This window comes from Nocardiopsis sp. CNS-639 (assembly GCF_000381685.1).
GTDB classification, from domain to species: Bacteria; Actinomycetota; Actinomycetes; order Streptosporangiales; family Streptosporangiaceae; genus Nocardiopsis; species Nocardiopsis dassonvillei.
On record NZ_KB906873.1, the window covers coordinates 1 to 25288 of the forward strand.

Sequence of the window (25288 nt, forward strand, 5' to 3'; positions counted from 1 at the left end):
CAACGGCATGCGGCCCTTCTACGACTTCGACGCCAACGCGTGGATCGCCAACCCGCTGACCCGGGCCGACATCCGGTTCCTGCGGGCCCGGCTCGCCGGGCTCTCCGGCGAGTTCGCCCGTCTGGGCCGGTCCGACTGGTTCGACGAGATGATGGAGCGCTTGGACATGCTGGCCAACAACGCGCGGGGAACCACCGGGCTGTTCTCAGGGGGTGGCCGGTGACCCGTGTGCTCTACGCCCAGGACCGCCGCACGCAGCGGACACGGCCGTTCCTGACGCTGCACGACGACGGCACCCTCACCGCCCACGACCCGGAGACGGCCGACGCGATCCCGCGCCTGCGCGCCACCCGCGGCTGGTCCGGCGAGCGGATATTCGACGAGTGCGCCGCGCAGTCCAACGCCTACGTCCGCTACTTCGAAGAACCGGAGTGACCACGGCAGACCCTTGCACCAGCGCGTCCGTCCGGGTCGCCGGCGCAGCCCGCGTCCCGGCCAGCGACCCCGGACGGTCGCGTACGCGCTTTCCCCACCGAGAGGTCCGGTCCCGTCCCTCCCCGGCAGCACGGCGACCGGGCGGCTGCCACGACCCGAGTCGGTCACGGCGCGACGCACGACCGCGCCCACAGGAACAGGGCGCCGCTGTGGTGGTGTCCGCAGAGCGGCACAGCCTTCTCCGTCACTTGCCGTGATCAGGAAGGAGACTGCCCTTCCGGCCCACTCATCCCGGTGGTGGAGGGGCCGGATCGAGGGGCAGGGCTCGCGGCCCGACGTGGTGCGAGGTTCCCGTCTCCCGCCCGGAAGCGGGGGATTCTCGGGAGACGGGAACCTCTCCCAACGGCTCTCAACGGCTGCGGAGCCCCCTCAACGGATTGCCTCGCACCGCGCGGGCACGGGTTCGCGCAGGTCACGTCAGGGCGCGCGAAGAGGCGTGACCAGCCCTTCGCGCGGTGAGGGCGAGCCCGGCGATGAGCGCCACCTCGCCCATGTTCCCCACCGCCAGCGGCACCGTGGGCACGGCCGAGGCCGCGAACATGACGGCGGCGCCCAGCAGCATCCACCCGCTGCGCGCCCGCACCAGCAGCGCTACCCCGACCACGAGCAGCACGACGACGGTCGTCACGGCCGGGACCGGCAGGGCCGACTCGGCGGCCGAGTAGCGCAGCGCGTCGCCCTCGTGACCCGGTACCAGGGTGAGCCCCACGAGTTCGGTCACGACGCCGTAGACGATGAGGGCAGCCGCCAGCAGCCAGAACCCGGCGCGCACCGCGCGCGGGCGGGCCCAGGCGAGCCCGGCGTCGCGGGCCGCCCCGGCGGCGAAGACGATGAGCAGCGGCGTGACCAGGGCGTGCACCACGAAGCGCGGCAGGTTCAGCGCGAGCAGGAGGTCCCCGGCGCCGATGGTGGAGCCCAGCGCCACGATCCCGTTGTCGTAGACGAGTCCGGCGGCCACGACCGCCACCAGCCAGGTGTGCGGGGAGCGCCGGGAGAGCGCCAGCCGGACCAGCCAGACGGTCAGGCACAGGTGGGCCAGCGCGAAGGCGGCGAAGAGGAGGGAGGTCATGCGCGTCCTTCTAGCTCGTTTTTCGAGAAGACAGTTTTTCGAGGGTTACCTCGGCAGTCTGCCCCATCGGAGGAGCGCCATGCGCGCGGACCGCGCCTGTCTTCGGCCCCCTCCCCCGCGGTCGAGGATCCGTCCGCGAGGCCGACACCCAGCGGGAACCGGACCGAAGGACACGGCACGCGGGCGCGGCGGGACGCTGATCAGGAGCGACGCGGGCCGCGGACCGGGATCGGGCGCACCGCCGGGTGAGGGAGCGGGACGGATCGCGGACGGGGACGCGGGAGGGCCCGGAGCCAACCGTGAACGGGATCACGTGGGCGCGGGTCGGGCACCCTGGCGGAGGACGCGGGACTGGCACGGGCCTCGGCGGACGACGTGGAGCGGGCACGGGCCGAGGGCGGACGCCCGGCGAACGGCGCGGGCATTCCCGGAGGCGGATGTCGGCTTTCCCACGTTTGGCCAGCCCCCGGATCGTGACCCCGGTGATATTCTACAGTGGGTGCAAAAATGCCTCTCCTGCACATTTTTGGCCACCCACGGCAACCGAGCAGTCCCGCGGCCTCCCGCGCCGCCCCGTCTTCCTTTCCCAGAGGTCCATCCGTGCGCACTTCCCGTCCCTTACCCGACACCGGGCAACCCTCGATCCTGCGTTCCCTGAGCGGCCTGCTCATAGTGCTGGGCGTGACGATGCTCAGCAGCACGATCGTGTCGGTCGCCCTCCCCCAGATCGTCGGGGCGCTGGACGGCAGTCAGTCGCAGTACACGTGGGTGGTGACCGCGACCCTGCTGGCCTCCACCGCCTCCACTCCGGTCTGGGGCAAGCTGGCCGACATCTTCGACAAGAAGAAGCTGCTCCAGCTCTCGATCGGGCTGTTCATCGTCTCGTCGCTGCTGTGCGGGTTCGCGCAGACCACCGGCCAGCTCATCGCGTTCCGGGCCGTGCAGGGCCTGGGCATGGGCGCCTCACAGGTCCTGGTCCAGGTGATCATCGCCGCGATGGTCAGCCCCAAGCAGCGCGGCACCCTCAACGGCTACATCGGCGCGGTGATGGCCGTGGCCACCGTCGGCGGACCGCTGATCGGCGGCCTGCTGGCCGACCTGCCCGGCCTGGGCTGGCGCTGGTGCTTCCTCATCGGCGTGCCGTTCATGCTGGTGGCCCTGGTGGCGCTGAGCCGCACGCTCAAGCTGGTGGACGTGCGCCGCCCCGGCACCAAGGTGGACTACGCGGGCGCCACGCTCATCGCCGCGGGCGTCAGCCTCCTGCTGCTGTGGGTGACCTTCGTGGGCAACGACTTCGCCTGGATCTCCTGGCAGTCCGGGGCCATGGTCGCCGGAAGCCTGCTGCTGCTCGGCATGGCCGTGTGGGTGGAGGCGCGCGTGTCGGAGCCGGTCGTGCCCCTGCACCTGGTCATGCGGCGCGAGACGGCCATCGCCATCCTGGCCAGCTCCGCGGTCGGCATGGCGATGTTCGGCGGCGCGGTCTTCCTGGGCCAGTACTTCCAGATGGCGCGCGGCTACTCCCCCACCGAGGCCGGTCTGCTGACCGCCCCGCTCATGCTGGGGACGATGATCTCCTCGACCGTGTCCGGGCGCATGGTCTCGCGTTCGGGACGGGTCAAGTCCTACGTGGTCACCGGCATGGTCACGCTGACCCTGGGCTTCCTGGTGCTGGCCACCATCGACGCGACCACGCCGTTGCTCATCGTGTGCGGGGGCATGGTGCTGATGGGGCTGGGGGTCGGCATGTCCATGCAGAACCTGGTCCTGGTGGTGCAGAACTCCGTCCCGCTGCGCGAGATCGGCGCGGCCAGCGGCACGGTCGCCTTCTTCCGCACCCTGGGCGGCACCATGGGCGTGTCCGTGCTGGGCGCCTTCCTGGCCAACCGCGTCTCCACGAACATCTCCGACGGCCTGTCCGAGGCCGGGGCGAGCCCCACCGCCGGAGGCGGAGACGCCGGCACCCTGAACCTGGACGCCATGCCGCCGCTCCTGCGCGAGATCGTCGAGGGCGCCTACGGCACGTCCACCGGCGACCTGTTCCTGCTCGCCACGGGCATCGCCCTCGTCGGTCTGGTGCTGGCGGTGTTCCTGCCCCGGGTCCAGCTGCGGGACAGCCTGGACCTGCCCGATCCGGCCGCGGAGGCCGCGAAAACCGAGGGGTCCGAGGAGCCCGCACAGGCCGCGCGCGCCCCGAAGGCCGGGGCCCTGACGGAGCCGACGAGCACCGTCGGCGCCGCGGGCGCGGCGCGGACCGGCCGCGAGCCGTCCGCCGACTGACCAACCCCGCACAGGAGAGGCCCTTCCCGGAATCGCCCCCGGGAAGGGCCTCTCGCGTTCGCGTCCGGAACCGGCGGCTCACCGCGCGTCCGGACCGGGCGGCGGCCCGGCGCCCCTCCGCGCGTCCGGACCGGGGGCGGTTCCCGACGCCGGGAACCGCCCCCGGCGGCTCAGCCCCCGGACGCGGTGCCGACACCCGCTCCGGGCCGCCGCCAGATCCTCAGCACCCGCGCGAGCACGTACACCGCCGCCGCGGCGAGGAGCGCTCCGACGCCCAGCGCCCAGGGCCCGTAGTTCACCGCGATCAGCGGCAGCAGCGCCGTCAGCACACCTCCCCCGGCGATCGGGCTGAAGAAGGGAGCGCGCAGCGCGTAGGCCCGCGCGGCGTCGGTCCTGAGTTCCGGGTCGGCCGTGCGCAGCAGCATCAGGCCGACCGAGGCCACCGCCGTCAGCGTGCCGAAGTTGACGATGGAGTGCTCGAACCAGGAGTCGCGGAACATCCGCGGGCCCGCCCAGTAGAAGAAGCCCACCGCGACCAGCGCGGCGACCGCCACCAGCACCAGCAGCGGCACGATGTTGCCGAGCACGACGGGCACCGCGATGGACGCGACGGCCGAGACCACCAGCAGGTCGAGCGCGACCCCCTGGATGGCGCGCAGGCTGCCGGGGTCCACCGCCTCTCCCAGACGGGTGCGCGCGATGACCGCCTGTACGACGCCGCCGCCGATCATCGCCAGCGGGAACAGCGGCATGCCGGGGACCACGAGTCCGAGGAAGTACTGGAGCACCCAGCCGATCAGCACCGCCGCGGCGATCAGCGCCCCGTGGAAGGCCAGTCCGTCGACGAGGTCCTTGTTGAGGGTCACACGCCCCACCGAGGGCCGCGCCTCCTCGGGCAGGACCTCGGGCGCCTCCTCTCCGCGGTCCGCGCTGACGTGGCGCAGGTGGCCTCGGCGGGCGCCGACGTTGATGAGCACCATGCCCACGACGATCCCGAACACCAGCCCGGCGGTGGCCGCCGCCAGCGCGAGCGCGCCGCCGTCCGCCCAGCCTAGTTCGGCGTAGACCGGCCCCATTCCGGCAGCGGTGCCGTGCCCGCCCGGCCAGCCGACCTCGATGACGGTGCCGAACATCGCGTTCACGTCCCAGAAGGGTATGAGCAGCGCGGCGCACACCAGTACGGGGACGCCGATCATCAGGAGGTCGCCCATGTAGCCGAACAGGAGCTGCGGCGCGATGAGGTGGTAGCTCCTGCGCGGGTTGGGGATGCGTACGCCGATGAGCATCGGGGCGAAGACCACGGTGATCAGTACCCCGGGCAGCGCGGCCCAGGTGCCGATCATGCTCTCGGGGAACAGCCCCGCGCCGTAGGGCCCCAGCGCGGCCCCCAGGACGCCGCCGATGAGCGCGGCCGGGACGAACAGGCGGCGCAGCGGGGCGAACAACAGCCGCAGCACGACCCCGGCGAGCACGAGCAGGCCGAGGACGGTGACGGCGAACAGCAGGGTGGTGACGGCGTCGCCGCCGACTTCGTCTGTGGGGAACACGCTGCTCCTTCGTACGCGCGGATCGGGGGTGGGGTCGGCGGCCGCGTGGGCGGACCGGACCGGGGTCGCGCGCGACCCCCGGTCCCGCGCCTGGGTCAGAACCTCGCGAACGAGAAGGGGGCGAGGTTGTCGGGGCGCGCGCCGGTGCGCGCCCAGAACGCGAGCGACTCGGCCACCGCCGGCGCGATGGCGAAGCCGTGCCCGGTCCAGCCGGTGCCGACCAGAGCGTTGGCGGTCCCGGGGATCCGGTCGATGACGGGGATCTCGTCGGCGCTGCACGACTCCGGCCGGGAGGCGTCGGCCAGGTCGAGTTCGGCGTCGGCGAGGTCGGCGTAGACCTCCGCGGCGGCCCGCATGTTGCCGCGCACGTTCTCCTCCACGGTCCGGCCCCGGCCGTTGTCGGCGTCCCAGCGGCCGCGCCACCCGCCGCTCACCATGACGGCGCCGTCGGGCAGCGGCTTCAGCGACAGCGAGCGGTGGTCGTGGCCGACGAGGTGGGTCAGGGGCGGGGTGGAACGGGGAGTCAGCCGCAGCGCCTGCGGCAGGATCCGCCACACCGGCAGCTCCACGTCGAACTGCGTGCGCAGCAGGTCGGCGGCCCCGGCGTTGTTGAGCACCAGCAGCGCCTCCCCCACCTCGTGGCGCTCCCCGCGCGCGGTGCGCACGGCGGTGACGCGGTCCCCGGAGCGCTCCACGGCGGTGACCGGGCTGTGCTCGGCGATCACGGCGCCGCGCCCGCGTGCCGCGTCGGCGAACGCCCTGGTCGTGGCGGTGTGGTCGGCGGTGCCGTCGAGCGGGCAGTACAGCGCCGCACGCACGGACTCCGAGACACCGGGTTCCCGTGCCAGGACGCCGTCGCGGTCGAGCACCTCGGTGGGCACGCCCAGGCGCCGCTGCACCGCCGCGTGGGTGTGCGCGGCGACCAGCCCGCCCCTGGTGCCGGTGGTCTCCTGCTCGATGAGAAACATCCCACCCGTGCGCTGGTAGCCCGTGGCCGCGCCCAGGCGCTGGTCGAGCGTGGGCCAGATACGGTAGGCGGCCCGCATCAGCGGCAGTTCGCGCAGGTCGCGCCGGTTGGCGCGCACGCCCCGGCGGCCGAAGCCGCCCGAGGCCCCCGAGGCCACCTCGCGGGCCTCCAGGAGCAGGACGTCCGCCCCGGCCTCGGCGAGCTGCCACGCGGTGGCGCAGCCGTGCACTCCGCCCCCGATAATCACAAACTGGTAGGTCATCGGCCACTCCCTCACTGTGTGGTCGGTCTCACGGGAGCGTAGTTTTAACTACATGGTTAGGTCAATGACGAAATGAAAACTTCATCAGAGGAGGGTGGCGGGTTCCGTGAGCGGGTGGGCGCCCGGCTCGACTCGCTCTCCCCCCGCGAGCGCGCGGTCACCGACTTCCTGCTCGACCGCCCCTCGGAGGCCGTGACCGCGTCGGCCGCCGAACTGGCCGCCCGCACCGGCACCAGCGACGCCACCGTCGTGCGCACGGCCCGGTCACTGGGCTACGGCGGCCTGCGCGAACTCAAACGCGCGGTCATGGACATGCTCACCACCCGGCGCGACCCCGCCCTGGTCCTGGACCAGCGGCTGGAGCGCCTCAGCGGCACGCGCGTGTTCGACCAGGTCCTCGCCGACAGCGTCGACCTGCTGCGGGGGCTGCCCGAGGTCCTCGACTCCGGGGCCTTCGACGCCGCGGTCCGCCTGGTCGAGGCGGCCGGGCGCACCGTCGCCTACGGCATCGGACCGGCCTCGGCGACCGCCCGCTACTTCGCGGTCGAACTGGGCCGGATGGGCCGCCGGTGCACCGTCCTGGAGGCGACCGGGTTCCGGCTCGCCGACGACCTGCTGGGCATCGGCGGCGACGACGCCGTGGTGGTCTTCGCGCCGCTGCGGCTCTTCCGGGAGGTCGACGCCCTCCTGGACCACGCGGCCGAGGTCGGGGCGCCCGTCGTCGTGGTCACCGAGGCCGTGGGCGAGGCTGTCCGCGAACGGGTCGAGGCCGTCCTGACCACCCCGCCCTCCACCTCGGGCGCCGCGAGCGAGAACCTCGCGAGCTGGCTGGTGGCCCACGCCCTCACCATGGAGCTGGCCGCCCGCGACCGCACCGGATCGGTCGCGGCCCACCAGCGCCTCAACCGCCTGCGCCGCGCCGTGGCCGGTGCCGAGATCGACACCGACGTCACCGACCGCGGCGGTACCGCGGAGGGGCCGGGTGGAGCACAACGCCCTTCATGACGGGATTTTTCGGGTTGCGGGCGGGTCATGGGACGCATGAGACTGCGCGTACCGCTTGTTGCGGCCCGCCCCCACCCGAGAGGCCACCATGACGGACATCCCCATCGACACCGGCGTCGCGCACACCGCGCGGGTGCGGGACTACTGGCTCGGCGGCAGGGACAACTACCCGGTGGACCGCGAGATGGGCGACGCCGTCGCAGGGCTGGCGCCCCAGGTCGTTGATGCCGTCCGGGGGGACCGGCTCTTCCTGCGCCGCGCGGTGGGCCACCTGGCCCGGGAGGAGGGCGTCCGCCAGTTCCTCGACCTCGGCGCCGGGCTGCCCGCCGCCGGCAACACCCACGAGGTGGCGCGGGCGCACGCCCCGGACGCGCGCGTGGTCTACGTGGACGACGACCCCAGGGTCCTGGCGCACGCGCGCGCCCTGCTGGTGGGCACCGACCAGAAGCGGACCCGGTACGTGGGGGCGGACCTGCGCGACACCGACCGGGTGCTGGAGAGCGCCAGCGCGACCCTCGATCTGAACCGCCCGGTCGCGCTGTCCCTGCTGGGGACGATGGGCCACTTCGGCGACCTGGAGGAGGCCCTGGGCATCGTGCGCGCCTACACGGACGCGCTGGCGCCGGGCAGTTTCCTGGCCGTGTGCGACGGCGTCCTCGCCCACGTGGAGGCCGTCACCGACGAGCACGCTCTGGAGGCGCTCCGGCGCTGGTGGGAGAGCGTCGCGCGGCCCTACCACACGCGCACGGTGGAGGACTTCACCCGCTTCTTCGACGGGTTGGCGCTGGTCGAACCCGGGGTCGTCTGCGTCACCCGGTGGCGGCCCGAGCCGGTCGAGGTCGGAAGGGCGCGCGACATCCCCGAGTACTGCGGCCTGGCCCGCAAGGACTGAGGCGCGGCCCCGGCGCCCGCCAGCGGCGTCTACGGGGTGTCAGCGTCGCTCCGTTCGGCGCGTACGCCTCCACCGCGTCCATGTGCCTCTTTCCACCGCTGGCTGTCCCGCCTGGCCACAGGCCCGTTTCGTCCTGGATTGAGCACGTTCACGGGCGGCAGCGCCACCGCTTTGTCCCAGCACCTGTTCGCACACCGTACTGTCCGTAACCGGTCGCGAACCTGACGTGTGCCGGGGAAGGCGGTACCGGTTCCCGTACGGGTCCCGGATCGCGGAGGAGCCGAAGGAACAGGCCCCGGCGGCTTCCGAGCCGGTGAGCGCGGTCCGGACGGCGGCCCGGAAAGCGTCGTAGGCCGCGCCTAGAGTCGTCCTCGACCGCGCGGCGGACGACACACTGTTCTCCCTGGGGTTTCAGAGGTGATCACACGGGCACCTTGCAGAGACATCGGGTCGTCGGTGCGGAGGGCGCAGCGGCCGGAGTGAGCGATCAACGGCCACGGCCGTCCGGGGAAAAGGGGAGCGGGGGAACATGACGCTGGCGATTTTCGTAGCGGTTGCGGTCACGGTAGCGGTGGTCGTGGACACCCTGGTCCCGATGGGGTCCAGAAGCGGGCTGGGAGTCCGCAGGGGTGCGGCGCGCAGGGCGCTCACGGCCCTGCGGCGGAGCCCCCAGCCCTCCCCCGCGCCCGTGCGGGCCGTGAACGTGACGGAGACCGTGGCGGAGACCCCCGCCAGCCGGGCACCGGAGCCGAGGCGGGAGACCGAACCGGCCGGGCGGGGCCTCACGGTCACGCCGACTCGCGGGCGCCGCGCCTGGAACGGCAGCCCCGCGCGAACGGGCCGACCGCGCCGCGCCGCCGCGAAGGCCTCCCTCACCTGACAGCTGACCGAACGGGGTCGGTGCTCGCACGCGAGCACCGACCCCGTCGTCTTGTGCGGGCTTCCCCGGCTCTGGCCGCACAGCCCGGCGCCTGGCCGCCCACACGGCGGTCCCGGGAAGCGCGAACACACCGAGCACGGACGCCGAGGGGCCGCCGGAACCCCGGCGGCCCATCCGACCTCGACGGCAGGCCCGGCCTCAGCCGTGGAGCAGACGCTCGGCGGCCTCCCACGGGGCCCGCGGCGCGCTCGGCCGGTACCGGCTGACCTCGGTGGAGTCGGCCACGATCCGGCGCAGGTCGGCCAGACCGCCCTCCACCGCCCCGACCGCGCGGGCCTGCACCAGCAGGTTGCCGATCGCCGCCCCCTCGGCGGGTCCGGCGACGACCTCCAGCCCGACCGCGTCCGCGGTGAGCTGGCACAGCAGCGCGTTGCGCGAGCCCCCGCCGACCACGTGGACCACCTCCACGTCCGTCCCGCTCAGCTCGGCGGCCTGGCGCACCGCCCGGCGGTAGGCCAGCGCCAGGGAGTCCACCACGCACCGCGCCACCTCGGCCTCGCCCTCCGGCGGGCGCTGCCCGGTCTCGGCGGCGAACGCGGCGATCCGCGCGGGCATGTCCCCCGGCGGCAGGAACCGGGGGTCGTCCACGTCCACCACGCACGAGAGCGCGGGCACGCGGGCGGTCCGCGCCAGCAGGTCGGCCAGGTCCACCTCCCGCCCCCGCTCCCGCCAGGTGCGCAGCGACTCCTGGAGCAACCACAGTCCGGCGACGTTACGCAGGTAGCGCACCGTGCCGTCCACGCCCAGCTCGTTGGTGAAGTTGGCCGCCCGGCTGGCCTCGGTGCGCACCGGGGCGTCCAGCTCCACGCCCACCAGCGACCACGTCCCCGAGGAGACGTAGGCGAAGCGGCGCGTGGCCGCGGGCACGGCCACCACGGCGGAGGCGGTGTCGTGCGAGCCCACCGCCACCAGCGGCGCGCCCGCCGCCGCGCCGAGGCCCGCACCGGGTTCCGGGCCGTCCCGGAGGGCGCCGACGACGGTTCCGGGTTCGACCAGACCGGGCAGCAGGTCCCGCGCCGCGACGCCGAAGCCCGTCTCCAGCAGGTCCAGGCAGGCGTCGGCCCAGCGGCGTTCGCGCACGTCGACCAGGCCGGTGGTGGAGGCGTTGGTCAGCTCCGCGACCCGCTCGCCCGTCAGCCAGTACCCGAGAAGGTCGGGCACGAGCAGCAGATCGCGGGCCGCGGCCAGCTGGGCGCCACCGGAGGCGGCGGCGAGCTGGAACACCGTGTTGAACGGCTGCACCTGCAACCCGTTGACCGCGTACATCCGTTCGGCGGGCAGGTGCGCGAACACCCGCTCGGGCACCCCGTCGGTGCGCCCGTCGCGGTAGTGCACGGGGTTGCCGAGCAGGGCGCCGTCGGCGTCCAGCAGCCCGTAGTCCACCGCCCAGGAGTCCACGCCGACCGAGGCCAGGCCGTGGGGCCCGGCGGCCCGGCGAAGCCCCTCGACCACGCCCGCGTACAGGGACAGCACGTCCCAGTGCAGGCTGGCGCGGCTTCCCGCGGGCACGGTGACCGGTCCGTTGGGGAAGCGGGCGACCTCCTCGGTGCGCAGTCGCCCGTCCTCGAACCGCCCGGCGATGACCCGGCCGCTGGAGGCGCCCAGGTCGACGGCGGCGTGGACGGCGCCCCCTCCGGCGGCGCTCATCGCAGGAAGGCCGCGGCGACGCCGCTGTCCACGGGGATGTGCAGGCCGGTGGTGTGCGACAGCTCGCCCGCGGTCAGCGCGAACACCGCGTTGGCCACGTGCTCGGGCAGCACCTCGCGGCCCAGGATGGTGCGCTGGGCGTAGAACGCGCCCAGGTCCTCCTCCCGGACCCCGTACACCTTGGCCCGCTGGGCGCCCCAGCCCCCGGCGAAGATGCCCGAGCCGCGCACCACCCCGTCGGGGTTGACGCCGTTGACCCGGATGCCCTCGCCGCCCAGTTCGGCGGCCAGCAACCGCACCTGGTGGGCCTGGTCGGCCTTGACCGCGGAGTAGGCGACGTTGTTGGGACCGGCGAACACGGCGTTCTTGGAGGCGATGTAGACGATGTCGCCGCCCATGCCCTGGGCGGTCATCGTCCGGGCCGCCTCGCGCGAGACCAGGAAGGACCCCTTGGCCATGACGTCGTGCTGGAGGTCCCAGTCGCGCTCGGTGGTCTCCAGCAGCGGCTTGGAGATGGACAGACCGGCGTTGTTGACCACCAGGTCCACGCCGCCGAAGGCCAGGGCCGCCGCGGCGAAGGCGCGGGACACCGCGTCCGCGTCGCTGACGTCGCAGGCCACGCCCACGGCCGTGTCGGAGCCGCCCAGTTCGGCCGCGGCGGCGGCCGCCCTGTCGGCGTCCAGGTCGGCCACGACCACGCAGGCGCCCTCGCGCGCCAGGCGGGCGGCGATGGCCTTGCCGATACCGCTGGCCGCGCCCGTGACCAGGGCGACCCGGGCGGCGAGCGGCTTGGGCTCGGGCAGGCGGGCGAGCTTGGCCTCCTCCAGCGCCCAGTACTCGATGCGGAACTTCTCCGACTCCTCGATGGGCCGGTAGGTGGAGACGGACTCGGCGCCGCGCATCACGTTGATCGCGTTGACGTAGAACTCGCCCGCCACGCGCGCGGTCTTGGCGTCCTTGCCGAAGGAGAACATGCCCACTCCGGGGACCAGCACGATCGCCGGGTCGGCGCCGCGCATGGCGGGGCTGTCGGCGTCGGCGTGGCGCTCGTAGTAGGCGCGGTACTCGGCCCGGTACTCCCCGTGCAGTTCGCGCAGGCGCTCCACGGCCCGCTCCAGCGGGGCGTCGGCGGGCAGGTCGAGCACCAGGGGGCGGACCTTGGTGCGCAGGAAGTGGTCGGGGCAGGAGGTCCCCAGCGCGGCCAGGCGGGGGTGCTCGGCCCCGGCCAGGAAGTCCAGGACCACGTCGCTGTCGGTGAAGCGGCCCACCTGGGGGTGGTCGGTGGAGGCCAGCCCGCGGATGACCGGGGCCAGGGCGGCGGCGCGCCGGCGTCGCTCGGCCTCGGGCAGGGCACCGTAGCCGTCCAGGACGGGTCCGAAGGGTTCGGGGCGGCCGTTCTCCTCCAGGAACCCCTCGGCGGTGCGGATGATCTCCAGGGAGTTGGCCTGGCACTGCTCGCTGGTCTCGGCCCAGGCGGTGATGCCGTGGCCGCCCAGGATCGCGCCGATGGCGTCGGGGTTCTCCTCGGCGATGCGGGCGATGTCCAGGCCGAGCTGGAACCCGGGGCGGCGCCAGGGCACCCACACCACGCGGTCGCCGAAGCACTCGCGGGTCAGGCGCTCGCCGTCCGCGGCGGTGGCCAGGGCGATGCCGGAGTCGGGGTGCAGGTGGTCCACGTGCGCGGCGCGCAGCAGGCCGTGCATGGCGGTGTCGATGGAGGGCGCGGCGCCGCCCCTGCCGAACAGGCAGTGGTCGAAGGCGGCGACCATCTCGTCCTCGCGGTCCTCGCCGGGGTAGACGTCCACGAGGGCGCGCAGGCGGTCCAGGCGCAGCACGGCCAGGCCGTCCTCGGTGAGGGTGCCCAGGTCTCCGCCGGAGCCCTTGACCCACAGCAGGTCGACGTCCTGTCCGGTGACGGGGTCGGTGCGGGTGCCCGCGGCGGAGGTGTTGCCCCCCGCGAAGTTGGTGTTGCGCGGGTCGGCGCCGAGGGTGTTGCTGCGGGCGAGGAGCTGTTCGACGACGTCGGACACGGGGTCTCCCTGTTCGGTGCTGCTGTGCTCTGGCGTGGACGGCGGCCGGTTCACGCGCCCCACCCGGCCTGGGTGCCGCCCCTGCGCTCCTCGGCGACGCGCTCGGCGTAGCCGGAGCGGGCGTGCGCGGCCATGGGGTCGGGGTCCAGGCCCTGATCCCGGCGCAGGTCGGCGAGCAGGGGCCGCACGTCGGTGTTGTAGGCGTCCATCAGGGCGGCGTTGGCGGCCAGGACGTCGCCCTCGCGCTGGGCGGCGGCGAGCGCGTCGGCGTCCACGAGCAGGGCCTTGGCGGTGGCCTCCTGCACGTTCATGACCGAGCGGATCTGACCGGCGATCTTGGGTTCGATGTTGTGGCACTGGTCGAGCATGAACGCGACCCCGGTGTCGGCGGCCAGGCCGCCGCCGCGTACGACCTCGTACATGATGCGGAAGAGCTGGAAGGGGTCGGCGGCGCCGACCATGAGGTCGTCGTCGGCGTAGAAGCGCGAGTTGAAGTCGAAGGCGCCGAGCTTCCCGGCGCGCAGCAGGAACGCGACGATGAACTCGATGTTGGTGTGCGCGGCGTGGTGGCCGGTGTCCACGCAGACCACGGCCTTCTCCCCCAGCTCCAGGCAGTGGGCGTAGGCGGTGCCCCAGTCGGGGACGTCGGTGGCGTAGAAGGCGGGCTCGAAGAGCTTGTACTCCAGCAGCAGGCGCTGGTCGGGGCCGAGCCGGTCGTAGACCTCGGACAGGGCCTCGGCGAGGCGGTCCTGGCGGGCGCGCAGGTCGTCCTGGCCGGGGTAGTTGGTGCCGTCGGCGAACCACAGCTTGAGGTCGCGCGAGCCGGTGGCGTCCATGACGTCCACGCACTCCAGCAGGTGGTCGATCGCCTTGCGGCGCACGCCCGGGTCGGGGTTGGTGACGCTGCCGAGCCGGTAGTCGTCGTCCTGGAAGACGTTGGCGTTGATGGCGCCGACACCGATGCCCAGGTCGCGCGCGTGGGCGGCGAGCGCGGCGTAGTCGTCGACCCGGTCCCAGGGGATGTGCAGGGCGACCGTGGGGGCGACCCCGGTGAGGCGGTGGACCTCGGCGGAGTCGGCGACCTTCTCCCAGGGGTCGCGGGGGACGCCGGGCTGCGCGAACACCTTGAACCGGGTACCGGAGTTCCCGAAGGCCCAGGAGGGGAGTTCGATGTGCTGGCGCCGCAGGACGGCCAGGGCGTCCGCGCCGCGTTCGGGGAGTGCTGCCACGGTGGGGCTCCGTTCGGGGAGGGCGCGCCCGCCGGTCCGACCGGCGAGAAGGCCCATTGAATCGTTTCACTCAGGCTGGGCTGAAACTACCGCCAGCTCTTCTCGTGTGTCAAGGTTCACCCTATCTCTAGCCTGGTCAGGCAACCCTTCCTTGCTTGAAACGTTTTATAGCAGGGGCGTGCACGACCCCCAGGGAGAGACCCGTGCCACGCAACGGCGGCAGCGGTGGGGGCGGTCCGGAGGGGCCGTCTCCGGCGCCCGGACCCCGCCGGGCGGCCCCGGGGCCCGGCCACCTGCCTCCTTCCGACCGGCCGACGCGCCCGACCGGAACGCGGGGCGGATCCGCTCGGCCGCACCGGAGCGGCTCGCCCCCTTGCCGCCCCGGCACGGCCGTCCCGCCCCGGGGGACGCCCTGAGCGGGCGGCCCGGCGCGGCGCGGGAGGGCTCAGGCGCCGAGTGCCATGCGCACGCCCAGGGTGAGCATGACGGCGGCGATGAGCGCGTCCAGGACCCGCCAGGCGCCCGGGCGGGCGAAGACCGGGCGCAGCAGGCGGGCGCCGAAGCCCAGCCCGAAGAACCACACGAGGCTGCCCGTGACCGCGCCCGCCGTCCACCACCAACGCGCGTCGCCGTCCTGCTGGTTGGCCAGGGAGCCCAGGAACACCACCGTGTCCAGGTACACGTGCGGGTTGAGCCAGGTGAGCACCAGCGCCGTGGTCACCGCGGCCCCGCGTCCGGCGGAGGGCCCGCCGCCGACCACGAGGGAGCCGGGGCGCAGGACGCGCCGCGCGGCGGACAGGCCGTAGGCGACCAGGAAGCCCGCGCCCAGCAGGCGAACCGCGGTGACGGCGAGGGGCGCGGCCTCGACGACGACACCGACGCCGAGGACCCCGGCCGTGATGAGCACGGCGTCGGACAGGGCGCAGACCAGCACCACCGGCAGGACGGTGCCGGTGCGGCCCTCGATGCCGATCCGCAGGACGTGGGCGTTCTGGGCGCCGATGGCCACGATGAGCGCCAGTCCGGTACCGAGGCCGAGCATGGCGGGGAGGAGTGTCTCGTTCACCCCGAAACGCTAGGTCGGGCACCCGTGTGCAGTAAAGCTAAACTTTCTTAGGATCCCTGAGAGAGGCTTAAAATGCCATTCCAGTTCGACCATCTGCGCACCCTGACGACCCTGGTGGACGAGGGCACCTTCGATGCCGCCGCGCGGCGGCTGCACGTGACGGCCTCGGCGGTGTCCCAGCGGGTCCGGGCGATGGAGCAGACCGCGGGCCGTGTGCTGGTCCAGCGCACGAACCCCGTGCGGACCACCGCCGCCGGGGACGTGGTGCTGCGCTACGCCCGCCAGGTGCTGCTGCTGGACGAGGACGCCTCCGCGGAGCTGCGGCTGGGCGAGCGCGAGCGGGGCCGGGTGTCGGTGCCGCTGGCCGTCAACGCCGACAGCCTGGCCACCTGGTTCCTGGAGGCGCTGGCGGACCCGCCCGACGACCTGGGCGCGGTGTTCGAGATCCACCGCGAGGACGAGGAGCACACCACCTCCCTGCTGCGTTCGGGGGCGGTGATGGCCGCCGTGACCTCCACCCCCGAGGCGGTCCAGGGGTGCACCGTGGCGGGGCTGGGCGCGATGCGCTACCACGCGGTGTGCAGTCCGGGTTTCGACCGGGAGCACCTCGGCGGCCGGGCGGACCCGGAGCTGCTCGCCCGGGCTCCGGTGGTCAACTTCGACCGCCGCGACGACCTCCAGGACCGGTTCCTGCGCGAGTCCCCCGGCGGTGAGCCCTCCGGCCCCCGGCACTACGTCCCGGCCTCGGAGGACTTCGCCCGGGCCGTCCTGCTCGGGTTCGGGTGGGGCGTGGTGCCCGAACCGCAGTGCTCGGAGCACATCGCCTCGGGGCGGCTCGTGGCCCTGGCCCCGGACCGCCCCGTGGACGTGCGCCTGTACTGGCAGCGGTGGAACCTGCGCTCCCCGGTCCTGGACCGGGTCTCGGAGGCCGTGCGCGCGGGCGCGGCCGAGCGCCTGCACCCGCTGTGACCGGAGTCTTCGCGCCGCGCGGGCGCCGTGGTCCGTCCCGGCGGCCGGGCCCTCGGCTCCGCACCGGGCGGGCGGCACGGAGCACGTCCCGGGGAGACGCGCCCGGTGCTCCGCCCAGAACGGGGCACGGCGGCCAGGAGGACTCCCCTTCCCCGCCCGGGGGCGCTCGTTCGGGGAGGAAGGTGGGTAGGTCCCCCGTGTCCGTCCGGCGGGCCGCCGGGGGCGGCACGCCGACACCACCGTCAAGAAAGGCCCGACATGAGCCTGAACGCCACCGCCGTCGACCTGGGGACCTACGGAGTGTGGGTGACGAGGACCGACCTGACCGCCGACGCGGCCGCCGAGATCGAACGGCTCGGCTACGGAGCCGTCTGGGTCGGCGGCTCCCCCGGCGCAGATCTGGAGGAGGTGTCCACGGCACTGGCCGCGACGTCGCGGATCGCGGTCGCGACGGGCATCGTCAACATCTGGACCGCGGACGCGGAGGCGCTGGCCGACTCCTTCCGCCGGATCGAGTCCGAGCACCCCGGCCGGTTCCTGCTCGGCATCGGCGCGGGCCACCGCGAGGCCAACGGCCCCGAGGCGGTCAGGCCCTTCGGCGCGGTGGTGGACTACCTGGACGCCCTCGACCGCGGCGGCGTGCCCGCGGACCGGCGCGTGGTCGCCGCCCTGGGGCCGCGGATGCTCGGCCTGTCCGCCGAGCGCTCCGCCGGAGCCCACCCCTACCTGGTCAACCCCGAGTTCACCCGCGGCGCGCGCGAGGCACTGGGCCAGGGCCCGCTGCTGGCTCCCGAGCACAAGGTGGCCCTGGGCGAGGACCGCGAGCGGACCCGGCGCACCGGCAGGAAGGGGCTCAGCGTCTACGTCGACAACCGGCTGACCAACTACCTCGCCAACTTCCGGCGCCTGGGCTTCTCCGACGAGGACTTCGCCGACGGCGGCAGCGACGCGCTGGTGGACGCCATGGTCGCGCAGGGCGCGCCGGAGTCGGCGGCGGCGGAGCTGCGCGCGCACCTGGAGGCGGGCGCGGACCACGTCGCGGTGCAGCCGCTGGCCGAGGACGGCGACATCCTGCCGGTGCTGGCCCGGCTCGCCCCGGCCCTCGGGCTCACCGCCCGGGGCTGAGGCCCGCCCCCATGGTCGGGCCGCACGAGTCGCCGGTGTGGCCCGGGGGCCCCGGCCCGCGTCTTACAGCGGGGTTCGGGCGCCGACTTCGGCTACGGGTACGGGATCGCGGTGAAGGAGTGCTCCTCGTCGGTCAGCGGACTCCCGCGCGCAGGTGGTCGCGCAGCTCCCGCGCCACGCGCGCCATGAGCGCCTCGGCCCCCGGCTGGTGGTAGGCGGGCACGCGCGACTCGGTGAGCACCGCGACGGCGAAGGCCTGGCCGTCGGCGTGCTCGACCACACCGATCTCGTGGCGCAGGTTGAGCAGGGTCCCGGTCTTGGACGACCACCGGGAGAGGTCGGAGGTGAAGTCGGGGGCCAGCCGGTGGCGCAGCAGGTTGTCGCCCATCAGCTCCCGCACCCGGGCGGCCACGTCCGGGTCGATCGCCCGGGGCCGCCACAGCGCCTCCAGCAGGTCGGCGAAGGCCCGGGCCGCCCCGGAGCTGGCCCGGGTGACGTCGAGCTGCTCGATGCGGTGCCCCCGTCCGGCGGTGCCCTCGCCGATGGCCAGCGAGTGCGCCAGGTGCGCGCCCTCGGGGCCGAGCCGGTCGGCGGGGGTGTCGCTGAGGCCGCGCATCGTGTGCCGGACGGTGATGCCGCGCAGCCCGGCCGCGCGCAGCGACGCGGCGACCCGTTCGGGAGGGGTGATCTCGAACAGGGCGTCGGTGGCGGCGTTGTCGCTCAGGCACATGCTGAGGTAGAGCAGGTCCTCGACGCTGACGCGGGCCGGGTGGCGGAACCGGCTCACCCCGGTGGGCCCCGGGGTGGTGATCCGGCCCGGCTGCACGAGGACCTGCTCCGCGCCGTCGATCTCCCCCGCGCGGATCCGTTCGAGCGTGGCGACGGCGAGCGGGACCTTGACGAGCGAGGCCGTCGAGAACTCCAGGTCGGGTTCGATGCCCAGTTCCTCGCCCGTGCGCAGGTCACGTACGAGGAAGGAGCCCCGCAGTCCCCCCTCGTCGAGTTCGCGGCGCAGGTCGCGGACCAGGGCGGTGGCGCTCACGCGGACTCCTGTCCGGGGTCGGGGCGCCCGAGCGGTTCGCGCCCGCCCGTGCCGGGACGGCCCTCCCCCGCCGGGGCGCCCAGGCAGCGGGCGATCGCCCGTCCCAGGAGGGCGCGCAGCCGCTCCGCCTCGTCCCCGGTCTCGGCGGCCACCTCGTAGCCGCGGGCGAGGCGGACCTCGCCCGTGGGGCGCCAGTACAGTCCCAGGTCCTCGGCCTGGCGGGGCGAGCAGAGCAGGAGGTCCTCCGAACCCAGGACCTCGGCTGCGGCGGAGGCCAGGGAGGCGGCGAGGACCACCTGGCCGGGCCGCAGGCCCACGGCGTCGCGCAGGCGGTTGAGGGGATCGCGCACGTGGGGGACGTCGTCCTCGGGCTGGAGCCAGACGCGGCGGCCGCGCGAGGACGAGCGGTCGCGGGGCAGGCGCAGGGTCTCCAGGTAGACGGCCCCGGCGCGCGGTTCCCCGGCGCCCGCCAGCCCCAGCGGGACCGTCCACGCGGCCTCGCCGGGCGGCACCCCCGCCAGGGCGGCGCGCACCTCGCGGGCGCCCAGCAGCTCGGTCCGCGCCGCGGGCGCGGCGGAGCGGAAGTCCAGGTGGATGCCCTCCTCGCGGGCCTCGGCGCCCAGGAGGGCGAGGTCGCGCGTGGCGCAGGTGTCGGGCACGGCCAGGCGCAGCGGGCGCAGCGCCGCCCTCTCGGCGTCGTGCTCCATCTCCTCGGCCAGCCGGACCAGGCGCCTGGCCGAGGGCAGCATGTCGCGGCCGAACTGGGTGAGGGTGGCCCGGCGGGTGGAGCGGTCGAACAGGCGGGCGCCCAGGTGTCTCTCCAGGGCGGCGATGCGCCTGCTGGCGACCGGCTGGGGGATGCGCGCGGCGGCGGCTCCGAGGGTGAAGCTGCCCCTCTCGCTCACGTTCACGAACGCCTTGCAGGCGCCGACGAGGTCCATGGCCCTCATAGTATGCCGTTCTGGCATGGAAATGGTCGTTTCTGTCTTGGACAGCATCATTGCCAGCGGTCAGACTGCTGGTCGAGGCCGCCCGGCAGGGCGGCGCGTGCGGGTTCCCGCACGGCTGACCGGGGGTCTTCCGTGTCCGGACCGCCTTCGGCCCCGGACGAAGACCCGCGCACACCCAGGACAGGAAGAGCAGGCACACATGGTGTTCTCATCCCACCGGCGCACCGGACTCGCGGCCCTGGCCGCGGTCGTCCTCGTCCCCGCCACCGGCTGCGCGGCGGCCAACGGCGCCGCGACCCCCGAGGCGGAGCAGTCGGCCTCTCCGGCGGCCTCCGGCGGTCCCGCCCGGGAGTTCGAGCGGTTGGAGGAGGAGTTCGACGCGCGGCTGGGCGTCTACGCGGTGGACACCGGCAGCGGCGAGGAGGTCGAGCACCGCCCCGACGAGCGGTTCGCCTACGCCTCGACGCACAAGGCCCTGACCGCGGCACTGGTGCTCCAGCAGAACACGCCCGAGGAGATGGAGGAGGTCGTCACCTACACCGAGGAGGACCTGGTCGACTACTCGCCGATCACCGAGCAGCACGTGGACACGGGCATGACGCTGATGGAGGTGGCCGACGCCGCCGTCCGCCACAGCGACAACACCGCCGCCAACCTGCTCTTCGAGGAGCTGGGCGGGCCGGACGCGTTCGAGGACGAACTGGAGGCGATCGGCGACGACGTCACCGACCCGGAGCGGCTCGAGACCGAGCTGAACGACTGGACCCCCGGGGACACCAGCGACACGAGTACACCGCGCGCCATGGCCGGGAGCCTGCGCGAGTTCACCCTCGGCGACGCCCTGCCCGAGGACCGGCGCGAGGTGCTCAACAACATGCTCGTCAACAACACCACCGGCGACGAGCTGATCCGCGCCGGGGTGCCCGAGGACTGGAGGGTCGGCGACAAGACCGGCGCCGGGAGCCACGGCACGCGCAACGACATCGCCGTCATCTGGCCCCCGGAGGGCGACCCCATCGTCCTCGCCGTCATGTCCAGCCGTGACGAGGAGGACGCCGAGTACGACAACGCCCTGATCGCCCGGGCCGCCGAGGTCGTCGCGGAGGAGCTGGCCTGACGCCGCTCCGTGCCGACCGGGCACGGAGACCGGACGTCCCCAGGACAGAAGGAGCAGGGAAAATGTTGCTTTCACCCCTACGGCGCACCGGACTCGCGGCCCTGGCCGCGGTCACCCTCGTTCCCGCCGCCGCCTGCGGGGCGGACGGTTCCGGACCGGCTCCGGGGACGGAGCCCTCGGCCGGGCCCTCCGCCGAGGGCTCGGCCGGGCGGTCGGCCCCGGCCGACCTCTCCGCCGGGTTCGCCGACGAGTTCGCGGACCTGGAGGAGGAGTTCGACGCGCGGCTGGGCGTCTACGCGGTGGACACCGGCAGCGGCGAGGAGGTCGCGCACCGCCCCGACGAGCGGTTCGCCTACTGCTCCACCCACAAGGCCTTCAGCGCGGCGCTGGTGCTCCAGCGGAACACGCCCGAGGAGATGGAGGAGGTCGTCACCTACGACGCCGACGACGTGTTCGGCCACTCACCGGTCACCGAACAGCACGTCGACACCGGGCTGCCCCTGGTGGAGGTGGCCGACGCCGCCGTCCGCTACAGCGACAACACCGCCGCCAACCTGCTCTTCGACGAGCTCGGCGGACCCGACGGGTTCGAGGAGGCGATGGAGGAGATGGGCGACGACGTGATCGAGGCCGACCGCGTCGAACCCGGCCTGAGCCGGTGGGCTCCCGGTGACACCCGGGACACGAGCACGCCGCGCGCCATGGCCGGGAGCCTGCGCGAGTTCGTCCTCGGCGACGCCCTGCCCGAGGACCGGCGCGAGGTGCTCACGCGGATGCTCGTCGACAACCTGACCGGGGACGAGCTGATCCGCGCCGGGGTGCCCGAGGGCTGGGAGGTCGGCGACAAGACGGGGAGCGGGAACTACGGCACGCGCAACGACATCGCCGTCCTGTGGCCCCCGGAGGGCGACCCCATCGTCCTCGCCGTCATGTCCAGCCGTGACGAGGAGGACGCCGAGTACGACAACGCGCTGATCGCCGGGGCCGCCGAGGTCGTGGTGGAGGCCCTGGGCTGACGGTGCCGGGCTCGGTGCGACCCGGCTGAGGCGACTCGGCCGGGAGGGCTCGGCCGAAGAAGCCCGGTCGAAGAGGCCCGCTGAGGACCCGGGGGCGCGTGCCCCCGGGTCCTCCGTCTCCCCCGACCTGTGCCCACCGCCACGGGCCGGGCCGGAGGGGCCCGTCACCGGTGCGCGCGGAACGCCCGAACGTGTGCTTTCGCACCTTCCGCCCCGGATTCGGCCACTCGAAAACGTGTCCTAGCCTGGGAGCGGTCCGGGCCCGGCGGGCGCCGGGAACCTCCCCTCCTGTCCAGAACCGAGCGAGTCCGAGGAACAGCGTGAGCATCAGTCCCCGTGTCACAGCGATCGTCTTCCGCGTGGTGGCGATCATCGAGGCCCTGACCTGGATCGGCCTCCTGGGCGGCATGTACGTCAAGTACCTGGGCAGCGGCAGCGAGGCGGGCGTGCACCTCTTCGGCCCCCTGCACGGGGGCGCCTTCGTGCTCTACGTGGTGGTCACCCTGGCCGCCGCCCTGCACCTGCGCTGGAACCTGTGGGCGACCCTGGTGGCCCTGGCCGCCTCCGTGCCTCCCCTGGGCACCCTGGTCGCGGACTGGTGGCTGCACCGCACCGGGCGTCTGGCCCCCCGCGCCGAGGAGCGGGACCGCGCGCCCGAGCCCGTGGCCTGAACCCCCGGACTTCGCGGGGCCCGACGGGACTTCATCCTCCGTTGGGCCCCGCGCCACCTTCCGGAGCATGACCCTTTGCGCACGAGCGGTGACCTGTGGTTGATTGACCACCAGTCAGTGACCCCCAGCGCCGAAGGACCCCCATGCCCTCCGCCCGCACCGCCGCGCTGACCTGCGCCGCGCTCGCCCTCGCCCTGATCAGCGCCCCCTCCCCCGCCTCCGCTGCCGAGCAGGCCCTCTCCCAGACCACCTCCGTGGGCGTGCACAACGCCTACGAGACGGCGACCTTCCCCCACTTCGCCGACGCCCTCGACTCCGGTGCCGGGCTCCTGGAACTGGACGTGTGGACCGACGAGTGGTTCGGCACCTGGCGGGTCAACCACGAACTGGTCGGCCAGCACAACAACTGCGCCGGGGCCACCAGCCCCGACGAACTGCGCCGGGGCGGCGACGGCGACCTCGCCGACTGCCTGCGCGACGTGCGCACCTGGCACGAGGCCAACCCCGGCCACCCGCCGCTGCTGCTCAAGGTCGAGATGAAGAAGGGCTACCACGCCGAGGCGGGTCTGGGCCCCGCCGAGTTCGACGCGCTCGCCGACCAGGTCCTGGGCGACGCCCTGTTCCGGCCGGACGACCTGCTGGCGGGCGCCCACGCCACCCTGGACGAGGCGGTGCGCGCCGACGGCTGGCCCTCGCGCGGCGCTCTGGCCGGGAGGGTCGTCGTCTACCTGACCCCGGGCACCTTCGAGCAGGGCAACCCCTTCGACGACCTGTGGACCGACGAGGAGCAGGCGTCGCGCCTGCGCGACCTGGCCGCCGGGGGCCGCCTGGACGAGGCGGCCACCTTCCCGGCGGTGCTCGGAGCCCGCGGCGGCGACCCGCGCGAGCGCTACGCCGAGGAGCTGCGGCCGTGGTTCGTGGTCTTCGACGGCAGCGCCCCGGCCTACACCGGGGGCATCGACACCTCCTGGTACGGCGAGAACGACTACCTCCTGGTGATGACCGACGCCCACGCGGTGTCCCCCGCGATCGACGCGCGCACCCCCTCCCCGGAGGAGGCCGCCGCCCGCGTGCGCGAACTCGCGCAGGCCGGGGCCACCACGGTGACCAGTGACTGGGCGGGCCTGCCCGGGGTGCTGTCCATGGTCGTCCCGCACGGCCCGGGCCCCGGCTGACGCCGGTGCCGTCCGCCGCGGGGCCTACTCGGCTCGCGCCCCGCGCGAGAAGTAGGCGTTGGACGCGGGCAGGAACAGCAGCACGAGGGCGGAAAGCCCCAGCAGTCCCGGAACGGCGTAACCGAGGACGTCGTAGGCCGACATCCCGGCCGGCGGCCACACGATGGCGTCCATGTTCGCGGTGGCCAGGTCCATGAGCACGACGAGGGCAGCGGCGGCGGCGATCAGGAGGCGCGCCCAGTTGCGGCCCCGGCGCACCAGGACGGCGAGGAGGACGCCCACCGCCGCGAACAGCAGCGTGGCGGCGCCGGACACGGCGGCCTGGCGCAGGCCCCCCTCCTCGCCCGCGGCCGCGCGCATACTGTCCAGGCCGGTGGGGGCGACAACGAACACGTTCAGCACCCACAGCACCAGGTCGACGGCGATCAGGGCGAGCAGGAGCAGGAAGGCCGCCTCCACCGTCCCGGGGCGCCCGGTCCTCTCGGCGGTCGTACTCGTCATGGGTCCTCTTCTTCTTCCGTCGGTTCTCGGGGTGGGGGAGAAGGAGCCCGGGGCACGGGACGCCTGAATAGCCAGGGATCGTACAGCAAACGCCCGGGGCCGGACAGCGGCGCAGTCAAGGGCGGTGGCGCTCCGGGGGCACCGCCCGGCGCCCGACGGGAACCGGTGCCGGGCTCGGGCACCGCGGTTCGGAAAAGACCTGTCGAGGACAACGGAAAAGACGAGCAAAGAGGCGGGGATGGAACAGCGGAAAACGCGCATTCCCGCTCTATCGTTTCTCCGCCGTCTTGTACACCGACGACCTACTTCTACCCATGGGGTCAAAGAGTGGCGTTCTGGCCGGTCACGGCCATGAAAATTCACCGCGTCACACTTTGTGCACCGTGGGTGGTCCGTGTTCTCTTATGGACTGGCAAGTCATGACACGAGCCGAAGGATCACCCATGACCAGAACCCACCGGTCAGGTCCGGACAGACGCACCGTCCTGCGCGGGGCCGCGTTGGCCTCCGGCGCCGCCGTTCTCGGCGGGGCGTTCACCGCGGGCGGCGCGAACGCCTCCGCGGGGGTGGCCGAACCACCCCTGCACACCCGGGCCGACTGGGGAGCGCGCTCGCCCGCGGGCCGGGTCCAGATCCTGACCACCGCGCCCAGCTACATCGTGGTCCACCACACCGCGACGGCCAACAGCACCGACTACTCGCTCAGCCACGCCTACGCCCTGTCCAGGGCGATCCAGAACTACCACATGGACTCCAACGGCTGGCTGGACACCGGCCAGCAGCTCACCATCAGCCGCGGCGGCCACGTCATGGAGGGCCGCGACCGCAGTTTCGCCGCCATCCGCGAGGGCAGCCACGTCGTGGGCGCGCACGTGGCCAACAACAACAGCACCTGTATCGGCATCGAGAACGAGGGCCTCTACACGAGCGTGAGCCCGACCGGGGCCCTGACCGACGCGCTGGTGGCCACTCTGGCGTGGCTGTGCGGGGCCTACCGGCTCGATCCGCACAGCGCGATCCTGGGCCACCGCGACTTCAACGCCACCGCCTGCCCCGGCGACGTGCTGTACGCGCTGCTCCCGGAGCTGCGCGACGCGGTCGCCGACGCCATGCTGGCGCCGGTCCTGGGAACGGTCGCCCACCGCGCGCCCGCCGGGAACGGCCCGACCTACCCGACCGTGCCCGAGGACGAGACGGACCGCCTGTTCTACCACGGTCCCGCCCGGGGCCCCGACGACTTCACCCGCTGACCCGCCCGCCGGAGCGCTCCGGGTCCCGCGCCGTCCGCGGCGCTTC

The 25288-nt window shown here is 73.9% G+C and carries 22 protein-coding genes; 12 read left to right on the top strand and 10 right to left on the bottom strand.

Annotation, left to right across the window (positions count from 1 at the left end; translation table 11 throughout):
- Together G011_RS32200 and G011_RS0123770 are read left to right on the top strand one after the other, a co-directional pair.
- Positions 1 to 223, top strand: a 223-nt coding sequence (locus tag G011_RS32200; protein ID WP_036553025.1) for a hypothetical protein, incomplete at its 5' end; no start/stop codon positions are given.
- Positions 220 to 435: a hypothetical protein gene (locus tag G011_RS0123770; RefSeq protein ID WP_019610648.1), complete on the top strand. Its 216-nt coding sequence runs from the start codon at positions 220 to 222 to the stop codon at positions 433 to 435. The genes G011_RS32200 and G011_RS0123770, both read left to right, overlap by 4 nt.
- Before the next feature lie 472 nt (positions 436 to 907).
- Here the strand turns inward: G011_RS0123770 and G011_RS0123775 are convergent, their stop codons facing one another.
- Positions 908 to 1564, bottom strand: coding sequence for a hypothetical protein (locus G011_RS0123775; protein ID WP_019610649.1), 657 nt, complete (start codon positions 1562 to 1564; stop codon positions 908 to 910).
- Between the two features lie 672 nt (positions 1565 to 2236).
- Between G011_RS0123775 and G011_RS0123780 the strand changes: the two genes are divergently transcribed.
- On the top strand, positions 2237 to 3841 hold the full coding sequence (locus tag G011_RS0123780; RefSeq protein WP_019610650.1) for an MFS transporter: 1605 nt from the start codon (positions 2237 to 2239) through the stop codon (positions 3839 to 3841).
- 170 nt (positions 3842 to 4011) lie between these two features.
- Here G011_RS0123780 and G011_RS0123785 read toward each other — a convergent pair whose 3' ends face one another.
- Both G011_RS0123785 and G011_RS0123790 read right to left on the bottom strand, forming a co-directional pair.
- On the bottom strand, positions 4012 to 5388 hold the full coding sequence (locus G011_RS0123785; protein WP_019610651.1) for a sodium/glutamate symporter: 1377 nt from the start codon (positions 5386 to 5388) through the stop codon (positions 4012 to 4014).
- A 95-nt stretch (positions 5389 to 5483) separates the two neighbouring features.
- Positions 5484 to 6617, bottom strand: a complete 1134-nt coding sequence (locus G011_RS0123790; protein ID WP_026338592.1) for an FAD-binding oxidoreductase — start codon at positions 6615 to 6617, stop codon at positions 5484 to 5486.
- A gap of 72 nt (positions 6618 to 6689) precedes the next feature.
- Here G011_RS0123790 and G011_RS0123795 point away from each other — a divergent pair, with 72 nt between their 5' ends.
- Entirely contained in the window at positions 6690 to 7622 is a 933-nt protein-coding gene (locus G011_RS0123795; protein WP_026338593.1) for a MurR/RpiR family transcriptional regulator, read from the top strand.
- Positions 7623 to 7710: 88 nt separating this feature from the next.
- Positions 7711 to 8514 (top strand): SAM-dependent methyltransferase, encoded by an 804-nt coding sequence (locus G011_RS0123800; RefSeq protein ID WP_019610654.1) that lies wholly within the window; start codon positions 7711 to 7713, stop codon positions 8512 to 8514.
- A 1078-nt stretch (positions 8515 to 9592) separates the two neighbouring features.
- Here the strand turns inward: G011_RS0123800 and G011_RS0123810 are convergent.
- From G011_RS0123810 to G011_RS0123825, 4 genes are all read right to left on the bottom strand, one after another.
- Positions 9593 to 11101, bottom strand: coding sequence for a rhamnulokinase family protein (locus G011_RS0123810; RefSeq protein ID WP_019610656.1), 1509 nt, complete (start codon positions 11099 to 11101; stop codon positions 9593 to 9595).
- A complete protein-coding gene (locus G011_RS0123815; protein WP_019610657.1) occupies positions 11098 to 13194 on the bottom strand; it encodes a bifunctional rhamnulose-1-phosphate aldolase/short-chain dehydrogenase in 2097 nt (698 codons plus the stop codon). The genes G011_RS0123810 and G011_RS0123815 overlap by 4 nt, the downstream gene beginning before the upstream one ends.
- On the bottom strand, positions 13182 to 14360 hold the full coding sequence (rhaI, locus tag G011_RS0123820; protein WP_026338594.1) for an L-rhamnose isomerase: 1179 nt from the start codon (positions 14358 to 14360) through the stop codon (positions 13182 to 13184). Before rhaI ends, G011_RS0123815 begins: the two co-directional genes overlap by 13 nt.
- A gap of 445 nt (positions 14361 to 14805) precedes the next feature.
- Entirely contained in the window at positions 14806 to 15402 is a 597-nt protein-coding gene (locus G011_RS0123825) for a LysE/ArgO family amino acid transporter (protein ID WP_019610659.1), read from the bottom strand.
- A gap of 96 nt (positions 15403 to 15498) precedes the next feature.
- On the opposite strand from G011_RS0123825, the gene G011_RS0123830 reads away from it, so the two are divergent.
- Entirely contained in the window at positions 15499 to 16395 is an 897-nt protein-coding gene (locus G011_RS0123830) for a LysR family transcriptional regulator ArgP (protein WP_019610660.1), read from the top strand.
- A 258-nt stretch (positions 16396 to 16653) separates the two neighbouring features.
- Entirely contained in the window at positions 16654 to 17520 is an 867-nt protein-coding gene (locus G011_RS0123835; RefSeq protein ID WP_019610661.1) for an LLM class F420-dependent oxidoreductase, read from the top strand.
- 133 nt (positions 17521 to 17653) lie between these two features.
- Here the strand turns inward: G011_RS0123835 and G011_RS0123840 are convergent, their stop codons facing one another.
- A complete protein-coding gene (locus G011_RS0123840; RefSeq protein ID WP_013153414.1) occupies positions 17654 to 18562 on the bottom strand; it encodes a serine hydrolase in 909 nt (302 codons plus the stop codon).
- Positions 18559 to 19503: a LysR family transcriptional regulator gene (locus G011_RS0123845; protein ID WP_019610662.1), complete on the bottom strand. Its 945-nt coding sequence runs from the start codon at positions 19501 to 19503 to the stop codon at positions 18559 to 18561. Before G011_RS0123845 ends, G011_RS0123840 begins: the two co-directional genes overlap by 4 nt.
- 208 nt (positions 19504 to 19711) lie before the next feature.
- On the opposite strand from G011_RS0123845, the gene bla (G011_RS0123850) reads away from it, so the two are divergent.
- The 4 genes from bla (G011_RS0123850) (at position 19712) to G011_RS0123865 (ending at position 23491) form a co-directional block, all read left to right on the top strand.
- Entirely contained in the window at positions 19712 to 20629 is a 918-nt protein-coding gene (gene bla / locus G011_RS0123850; protein ID WP_019610663.1) for a class A beta-lactamase, read from the top strand.
- A gap of 62 nt (positions 20630 to 20691) precedes the next feature.
- The gene (gene bla / locus G011_RS0123855) at positions 20692 to 21645 is read left to right on the top strand and encodes a class A beta-lactamase (RefSeq protein ID WP_019610664.1); all 954 of its coding nucleotides are present in this window, start codon (positions 20692 to 20694) and stop codon (positions 21643 to 21645) included.
- 320 nt (positions 21646 to 21965) lie between these two features.
- Positions 21966 to 22316, top strand: coding sequence for a DUF3817 domain-containing protein (locus G011_RS0123860; RefSeq protein WP_019610665.1), 351 nt, complete (start codon positions 21966 to 21968; stop codon positions 22314 to 22316).
- Between the two features lie 143 nt (positions 22317 to 22459).
- Complete coding sequence (locus G011_RS0123865) at positions 22460 to 23491, top strand: phosphatidylinositol-specific phospholipase C domain-containing protein (RefSeq protein ID WP_019610666.1); 1032 nt, start codon at positions 22460 to 22462, stop codon at positions 23489 to 23491.
- Positions 23492 to 23515: 24 nt separating this feature from the next.
- Here the strand turns inward: G011_RS0123865 and G011_RS0123870 are convergent, their stop codons facing one another.
- Positions 23516 to 23992 carry a hypothetical protein gene (locus tag G011_RS0123870; RefSeq protein ID WP_013153420.1) on the bottom strand — a complete coding sequence of 159 codons (477 nt, stop codon included), beginning with the start codon at positions 23990 to 23992 and terminating at the stop codon, positions 23516 to 23518.
- 443 nt (positions 23993 to 24435) lie between these two features.
- Here G011_RS0123870 and G011_RS0123875 point away from each other — a divergent pair, with 443 nt between their 5' ends.
- Entirely contained in the window at positions 24436 to 25242 is an 807-nt protein-coding gene (locus G011_RS0123875) for a peptidoglycan recognition family protein (RefSeq protein ID WP_019610667.1), read from the top strand.
- The last annotated feature ends 46 nt before the right edge of the window (positions 25243 to 25288 follow it).

Coding starts and splice junctions, on each gene's coding strand:
- G011_RS0123825 (WP_019610659.1), bottom strand. CDS start 15,402: ATGCTCGGCCTCGGTACCGGACTGGCGCTCATCGTGGCCATCGGCGCC.
- bla (WP_019610664.1), top strand. CDS start 20,692: ATGTTGCTTTCACCCCTACGGCGCACCGGACTCGCGGCCCTGGCCGCG.
- G011_RS0123865 (WP_019610666.1), top strand. CDS start 22,460: ATGCCCTCCGCCCGCACCGCCGCGCTGACCTGCGCCGCGCTCGCCCTC.
- G011_RS0123790 (WP_026338592.1), bottom strand. CDS start 6,617: ATGACCTACCAGTTTGTGATTATCGGGGGCGGAGTGCACGGCTGCGCC.
- G011_RS0123830 (WP_019610660.1), top strand. CDS start 15,499: ATGCCATTCCAGTTCGACCATCTGCGCACCCTGACGACCCTGGTGGAC.
- G011_RS0123800 (WP_019610654.1), top strand. CDS start 7,711: ATGACGGACATCCCCATCGACACCGGCGTCGCGCACACCGCGCGGGTG.
- G011_RS0123870 (WP_013153420.1), bottom strand. CDS start 23,992: ATGACGAGTACGACCGCCGAGAGGACCGGGCGCCCCGGGACGGTGGAG.
- bla (WP_019610663.1), top strand. CDS start 19,712: ATGGTGTTCTCATCCCACCGGCGCACCGGACTCGCGGCCCTGGCCGCG.
- G011_RS0123845 (WP_019610662.1), bottom strand. CDS start 19,503: ATGGACCTCGTCGGCGCCTGCAAGGCGTTCGTGAACGTGAGCGAGAGG.
- G011_RS0123810 (WP_019610656.1), bottom strand. CDS start 11,101: ATGAGCGCCGCCGGAGGGGGCGCCGTCCACGCCGCCGTCGACCTGGGC.
- G011_RS0123775 (WP_019610649.1), bottom strand. CDS start 1,564: ATGACCTCCCTCCTCTTCGCCGCCTTCGCGCTGGCCCACCTGTGCCTG.
- G011_RS0123875 (WP_019610667.1), top strand. CDS start 24,436: ATGACCAGAACCCACCGGTCAGGTCCGGACAGACGCACCGTCCTGCGC.
- G011_RS0123835 (WP_019610661.1), top strand. CDS start 16,654: ATGAGCCTGAACGCCACCGCCGTCGACCTGGGGACCTACGGAGTGTGG.
- G011_RS0123795 (WP_026338593.1), top strand. CDS start 6,690: ATGAAAACTTCATCAGAGGAGGGTGGCGGGTTCCGTGAGCGGGTGGGC.